The following is a 4,906-nucleotide window of genomic DNA, read 5'->3' as shown; positions in this document are numbered from 1 at the left end:
GGGCGGCGCGGGCGGCCGCGGCGCGGGCAGCGGCGCGGGCGGGGCCTTCGCGTCCTCCTTCACCGCGGCCGCCTCGCCGCGCGCCAGACATAGACCGCGCCGGAGGCGAAGGTGGTGGCCGCGGTCGCCCAGACCAGCAGGTCCAGCAGCGGCCCGGCCTCCAGCCGCCAGCCCGCCACCAGCAGCGCGGCCGCGGCGAGTGCGATCTGCAGCACGGTGTTCGCCTTGGACAGCATGATCGGATGGATCGCCGGCGGCTGCCCGAGCACGTAGAGCACGATCACGCCGCCCACGATCAGCAGGTCGCGGAAGACGACGAGGATGGCCAGCCAGTCCGGCAGCACGCCGACCGCGGCGAGCGTGACATACATCGAGACCAGCAGCGCCTTGTCCGCCACCGGGTCGAGGATGGCGCCGAGGCGCGACCGCGTCTGGGTGACGCGCGCCAGCCAGCCGTCGATCCCGTCCGAGACGCCGGCCGCGACGAACAGCCAGAAGGCGAGGTCGAGGCGATTCTGCAGCACCAGCCAGACCGCCGCGGGCACGGCGCAGAGCCGGGCGAAGGTGATGGCGTTGGGCAGCGTGAAGAGGCCGGCTTCCGCAGGGGTTGCGCCAGCCTTCCCCGCATCCTCCGGCCCCGGTTGCTCAGCGGAGGCCAAGGCCCAGGCGCCATCCCTCGCCGAGGCGCGGATCGCCCTGCGCCATCTGCACGCCGCCGCGGCCGAGTTCCGCCACCGCGTCGCCCGGCTGGCTGCGCAGGCCGAGCCGGAAGCGCGCCATCTCGCCGGAGACCGAGACCACCTCGACCCGTGCGACCGCGGGGGAGGCGCCGAGGCGGCGGGTCAGCTCGACATATTCCCCGAAGGAGCGGTAGCGCGCCGCGGCCTCCACCGTCGCGACGGCTGCACCACCGCCGCCTTGCGCAGCCCCCCCGGGGACGGGCGGCGGGGCGGCCGGGGCACGCGCCATGCCGCTGCCGGGCGGGTTGAAGTTGACCGTGATGCGCGCGCTGTAGCCGCGCTGGGTGACGCGCTCGCTCTCGATCACCAGGGAGGCGACCATGGATTCGATCTGCGAGTCGGAGGCGGTGCGCGGCAGGCCCAGCGCCTCCGCCATGCGCTCATAGGCGATGCGCTGGCCGGCGGCGAGCGCCCGGTCGCGCGCGACCACGGCGTTCTCGGCCGTTGCCTCGGCGGGGACATTGCGCTGCACGAGCGGGTTGTCGGACTGCGCCAGCGCGGGCGGCGAGAGCACGGCGCCCGCGGCGACCAGCGCACCACCCAGCCACAGCGCCGCCAGCGCGGCGATTGCGCGCCCCGCCCGGCCGTGGTTGTGTCCGCGCCCCGCGCAGATGCGCCGCATGCCGTGCTGGCTGCCATCCTGGCTGCCCTGGTGGCCGATCGGCATCCTGCCCATCCTGTCCGATACCCTGCGCATAGCCGATCGAGGGCCGCCATGACCAGCCTGACCTACCGCGACGCCGGGGTGGACATCGAGGCAGGCGACGCGCTGGTGGAGGCGATCAAGCCGCTGGCGCGCGCCACCGACCGCAGCGGCACGATGGGCGGCCTCGGCGGCTTCGGCGCGCTGTTCGACCTCAAGGCGGCCGGCTTCGTCGATCCCGTTCTGGTCTCCTCCACCGACGGGGTGGGCACCAAGCTCAAGCTCGCCATCGACAGCGGCATCCACGGCACGGTCGGGCAGGACCTGGTGGCGATGTGCGTCAACGACTTGGTGGTGCAGGGCGCGGAGCCGCTGTTCTTCCTGGACTACTTCGCCACCGGGAAGCTGGAGGTGGCGCAGGCCCGCGCGGTGATCGGCGGCATCGCCGAAGGCTGCCGCATCGCCGGCTGCGCGCTGGTGGGCGGCGAGACGGCGGAGATGCCGGGACTCTACAAGGGCGGCGACTACGACCTGGCCGGCTTCGCCGTCGGCGCGGCGGAGCGCGGGGCCTTGCTGCCGCGCGGCGACATCGGGCCGGGCGACGTACTGCTGGGGCTGATGAGCTCGGGCGTGCATTCCAACGGCTTCTCCCTGGTGCGGCGGGTGCTGGCCGCCACCAACCTGACGCTCGCGGCCCCTGCCCCGTTCGCCGCTGGCGGAAGCGTGGCCGAGGCGCTGCTGGCGCCGACGCGGATCTACGTGAAGCCGCTGCTGGCGGCGCATCGCGCGGGGCTGGTGAAGGCGGCGGCGCACATCACCGGCGGCGGGCTGCCGGGCAACCTGCCGCGCGTGCTGCCGGAGGGCGTGGTGGCGGCGCTGGACGCGCGCGCCTGGCCGGTGCCATCGGTCTTCGCCTGGCTGGCGCGCGCCGGCGGCATCGCGGCGGAGGAGATGCTGCGGGTGTTCAACTGCGGCGTCGGGATGGTGGTCGTGGTCGCGGCCGACCGGGCCGAGGAGGCCGCCGACCTGTTCGCCGCGCAAGGCGAGACGGCGCTGCGCATCGGGGCGATCGAGCCCGGCGCGGGCGCGGCGGCGGTGCGGATCGACAACCTCGGCGCGGGCTGGCCCGCGTGACGCAGCGCGCCCGCACCGCGATCCTGATCTCCGGGCGCGGCAGCAACATGGCCGCGCTTCTGGCCGCGGCGGCGGACCCTGCCTATCCGGCGGAGATCGCGCTGGTGCTCTCGAACCGCGAGGACGCCGCCGGCCTGGAGCTGGCGCGGTCGCATGGCATCCCGACCGCCGTGGTGGAATCCCGCGTCTTCGGGCGCGACCGTGCCGCCTTCGAACGCGCCATGGAGGCGGAGCTGCACGGGCATGGCGTGCGGCTGGTGGCGCTGGCCGGGTTCATGCGGGTGCTGACCGAGGGCTTCGTCGCGCGCTGGCAGGACCGGCTGGTGAACATCCACCCCTCCCTGCTGCCGGCCTTCCCGGGGCTCGACACACATGCGCGCGCGCTGGCGGCGGGGGTGCGGCTGCATGGCTGCACGGTGCACCTGGTGCGGCCGGGGGTGGATGACGGCCCGATCCTGGCCCAGGCCGCGGTTCCCGTGCTGCCGGATGACACGGAGGCGACCCTGGCCGCCCGCGTGCTGGCACAGGAGCATCGGCTCTATCCCGCGGCCCTGGCCTGGCTGGCGGCCGGCCGCGTCCGGGTGGAGGGCGCGGTCGCGCGCATCGCCGCGCAAACCGCCGAGGGCGTCCTGGCCAACCCCTTGCCGCTGCCCGCCCCGCTTCCTACAAGCGGGGCACGAGGTTGAGCGGAATGGGGAATTCGACGATGGCCGACCATGGCCCGACGACGCTTGAGCTGGTCGAGGTGAAGTCCGAGGACATCATGGCCGAGCGCCGGGGCTTCTACGAGGCGTTCATGGCCGGCACGACCTGGGCGGCCGGCGCGACCATCATCATCCTCGTGCTGATGTGGATCTTCCTGGTCTGACGACGCGGCCGACGCGCCGGCCCGCCCGGTCGGGCCGCGAGGCTCCTAGAGCATTTTCAAGTCAGGCGGAGCCGCCTGACGACTCGGAAAATGCGACAAACAATGAGCTTGAGCGGTTGCCGCGAGCACAGCCGAGCGGAAACCGCTCTAGCCGTGACGTTCAGGGCATGGCGCCTTGACCGCCGCATTCCGCCGCGCCACCGCCGCCGACCTGCCCGCCATCGTGGCGCTGCTGGCCGATGACGGGCTCGGCCGCGGTCGGGAGGATGCACGGCTGCCGCTGGCGCCGGCCTACCTCGATGCCTTCGCCGCGATCGAGGCCGATCCGAACCAGATGGTGGCGGTGGCCGAGCAGGATGGGATCGTGGCCGGCACGCTGCAGCTGACCTTCATCCCCGGCCTGTCGCGGCTGGGTGCCTGGCGCGGGCAGATCGAGGCGGTGCGCGTGGCTGCCGGCGCCCGCGGCACCGGCCTCGGCCAGCGGATGATCGCCTGGGCGATCGAGGAATGCCGGGCGCGCGGCTGCGCGCTGGTGCAGCTGACGAGCGACAAGGCCCGCGGCGACGCCCACCGCTTCTATGCGCGGCTCGGCTTCCGAGCGACGCATGAGGGATTCAAGCTGACGCTGTAGGCGCTGCGGGCGGAGCTTCCGGTCTGCCCGGCCCGATGGCCTGTCGCGTCACTCCGCGCGGCGTCGGCCCGCCGCGACCAGCCCGGCCAGGGCGAGCCCGAACAGGCCGAGCGTTGCCGGCTCCGAGACCGGGACCGCGGCGGTGAACAGGATCTGCCCGCTGGCCGCGTCCGTGATGAGGCCACAGAACTCGACGCCATCGCAGCCGCCCCCGCCGATCGCGCCACCCACCAGCACGGACAGATCGCCCGACAAGGTCTGCAGCAGCGCCGCGGCATCGGCGAAGGAGGCCGTGCCGAGCGGGAACGTCAGCAGCGTCAGATCGGGGAGGCCCTGGGAGAAGGCGGGGATCAGCGCGTTCCCGGTGAAGGAGAGCGCGAAGGACGTCACCTCGTTGACGCTCGCCAGCGAACCGCCGGTGAGCGTGTTGTCGCCGTTGGTGTCGACGCCCGTGAAGCTGAAGGTCAGCTGGCCGGGCTGCGGATTGAGCCCGACATCCACCCAGCCGCCCTGGGTGAAGCCGTAGGTCGCCGCCGCCGCCGGCATGGCGAGAAGCGCAGCCGCTGCGAGGCCCGACAGCATCCGGAGGCGCAGGGACATGGACGGTTCGACCTTTCGCACTCAACCAAGACGAGGTGAGCCACGCTGGCCGACGCCACCACAGATTGTCAAGCTGCGTCACGCACTCGCGCGCAGGCGTCGCAACATGCCGTCCAGCGCAACCTGCAGCCCCTCGCCCTGCCGCGCGATGTCCTGGGCGGTGCCGCGCAGCGCATCGAGCGCGGCGGCGCTGCCCTCGGCCTCGGCCCGCACGGCCCCGATCGCGGTCGAGACCGCGCCGGTGCCGCGCGCCGCATCGGCGACGCTGCGGGCGATCTCCCGCGTGGCGG

At 73.8% G+C, this 4,906-nt stretch carries 8 protein-coding genes; 4 read left to right on the top strand and 4 right to left on the bottom strand.

Annotated features, from left to right (window positions below; translation table 11 throughout):
• Positions 1-59 precede the first annotated feature (59 nt).
• Entirely contained in the window at positions 60-659 is a 600-nt protein-coding gene (locus OZN99_RS25495; RefSeq protein ID WP_270938044.1) for a CDP-alcohol phosphatidyltransferase family protein, read from the bottom strand.
• Positions 646-1,407 carry a hypothetical protein gene (locus OZN99_RS25490; protein WP_270938043.1) on the bottom strand — a complete coding sequence of 254 codons (762 nt, stop codon included), beginning with the start codon at positions 1,405-1,407 and terminating at the stop codon, positions 646-648. Before OZN99_RS25490 ends, OZN99_RS25495 begins: the two co-directional genes overlap by 14 nt.
• A 48-nt stretch (positions 1,408-1,455) precedes the next feature.
• On the opposite strand from OZN99_RS25490, the gene purM reads away from it, so the two are divergent.
• From purM to OZN99_RS25470, 4 genes are all read left to right on the top strand, one after another.
• The gene (gene purM / locus OZN99_RS25485; protein WP_270938042.1) at positions 1,456-2,517 is read left to right on the top strand and encodes a phosphoribosylformylglycinamidine cyclo-ligase; all 1,062 of its coding nucleotides are present in this window, start codon (positions 1,456-1,458) and stop codon (positions 2,515-2,517) included.
• Positions 2,514-3,203: a phosphoribosylglycinamide formyltransferase gene (gene purN, locus OZN99_RS25480; protein ID WP_270938041.1), complete on the top strand. Its 690-nt coding sequence runs from the start codon at positions 2,514-2,516 to the stop codon at positions 3,201-3,203. The genes purM and purN overlap by 4 nt, the downstream gene beginning before the upstream one ends.
• A 20-nt stretch (positions 3,204-3,223) precedes the next feature.
• Entirely contained in the window at positions 3,224-3,385 is a 162-nt protein-coding gene (locus OZN99_RS25475; RefSeq protein ID WP_270938040.1) for an aa3-type cytochrome c oxidase subunit IV, read from the top strand.
• A 175-nt stretch (positions 3,386-3,560) separates the two neighbouring features.
• Entirely contained in the window at positions 3,561-4,016 is a 456-nt protein-coding gene (locus tag OZN99_RS25470) for a GNAT family N-acetyltransferase (protein WP_270938039.1), read from the top strand.
• 48 nt (positions 4,017-4,064) lie between these two features.
• On the opposite strand, the gene OZN99_RS25465 is transcribed toward OZN99_RS25470, so the two are convergent.
• Together OZN99_RS25465 and OZN99_RS25460 are read right to left on the bottom strand one after the other, a co-directional pair.
• On the bottom strand, positions 4,065-4,616 hold the full coding sequence (locus OZN99_RS25465; RefSeq protein WP_270938038.1) for a PEP-CTERM sorting domain-containing protein: 552 nt from the start codon (positions 4,614-4,616) through the stop codon (positions 4,065-4,067).
• 78 nt (positions 4,617-4,694) lie between these two features.
• A partial coding sequence (locus OZN99_RS25460; protein WP_456299902.1) for a hypothetical protein occupies positions 4,695-4,906 on the bottom strand: 212 nt, incomplete at its 5' end.

It is taken from the genome of Falsiroseomonas oryzae (genome assembly GCF_027856955.1).
In the GTDB taxonomy this organism is placed as follows: domain Bacteria; phylum Pseudomonadota; class Alphaproteobacteria; order Acetobacterales; family Acetobacteraceae; genus Falsiroseomonas; species Falsiroseomonas oryzae.
This window is presented reverse-complemented; position numbering and strand designations above follow the sequence as displayed.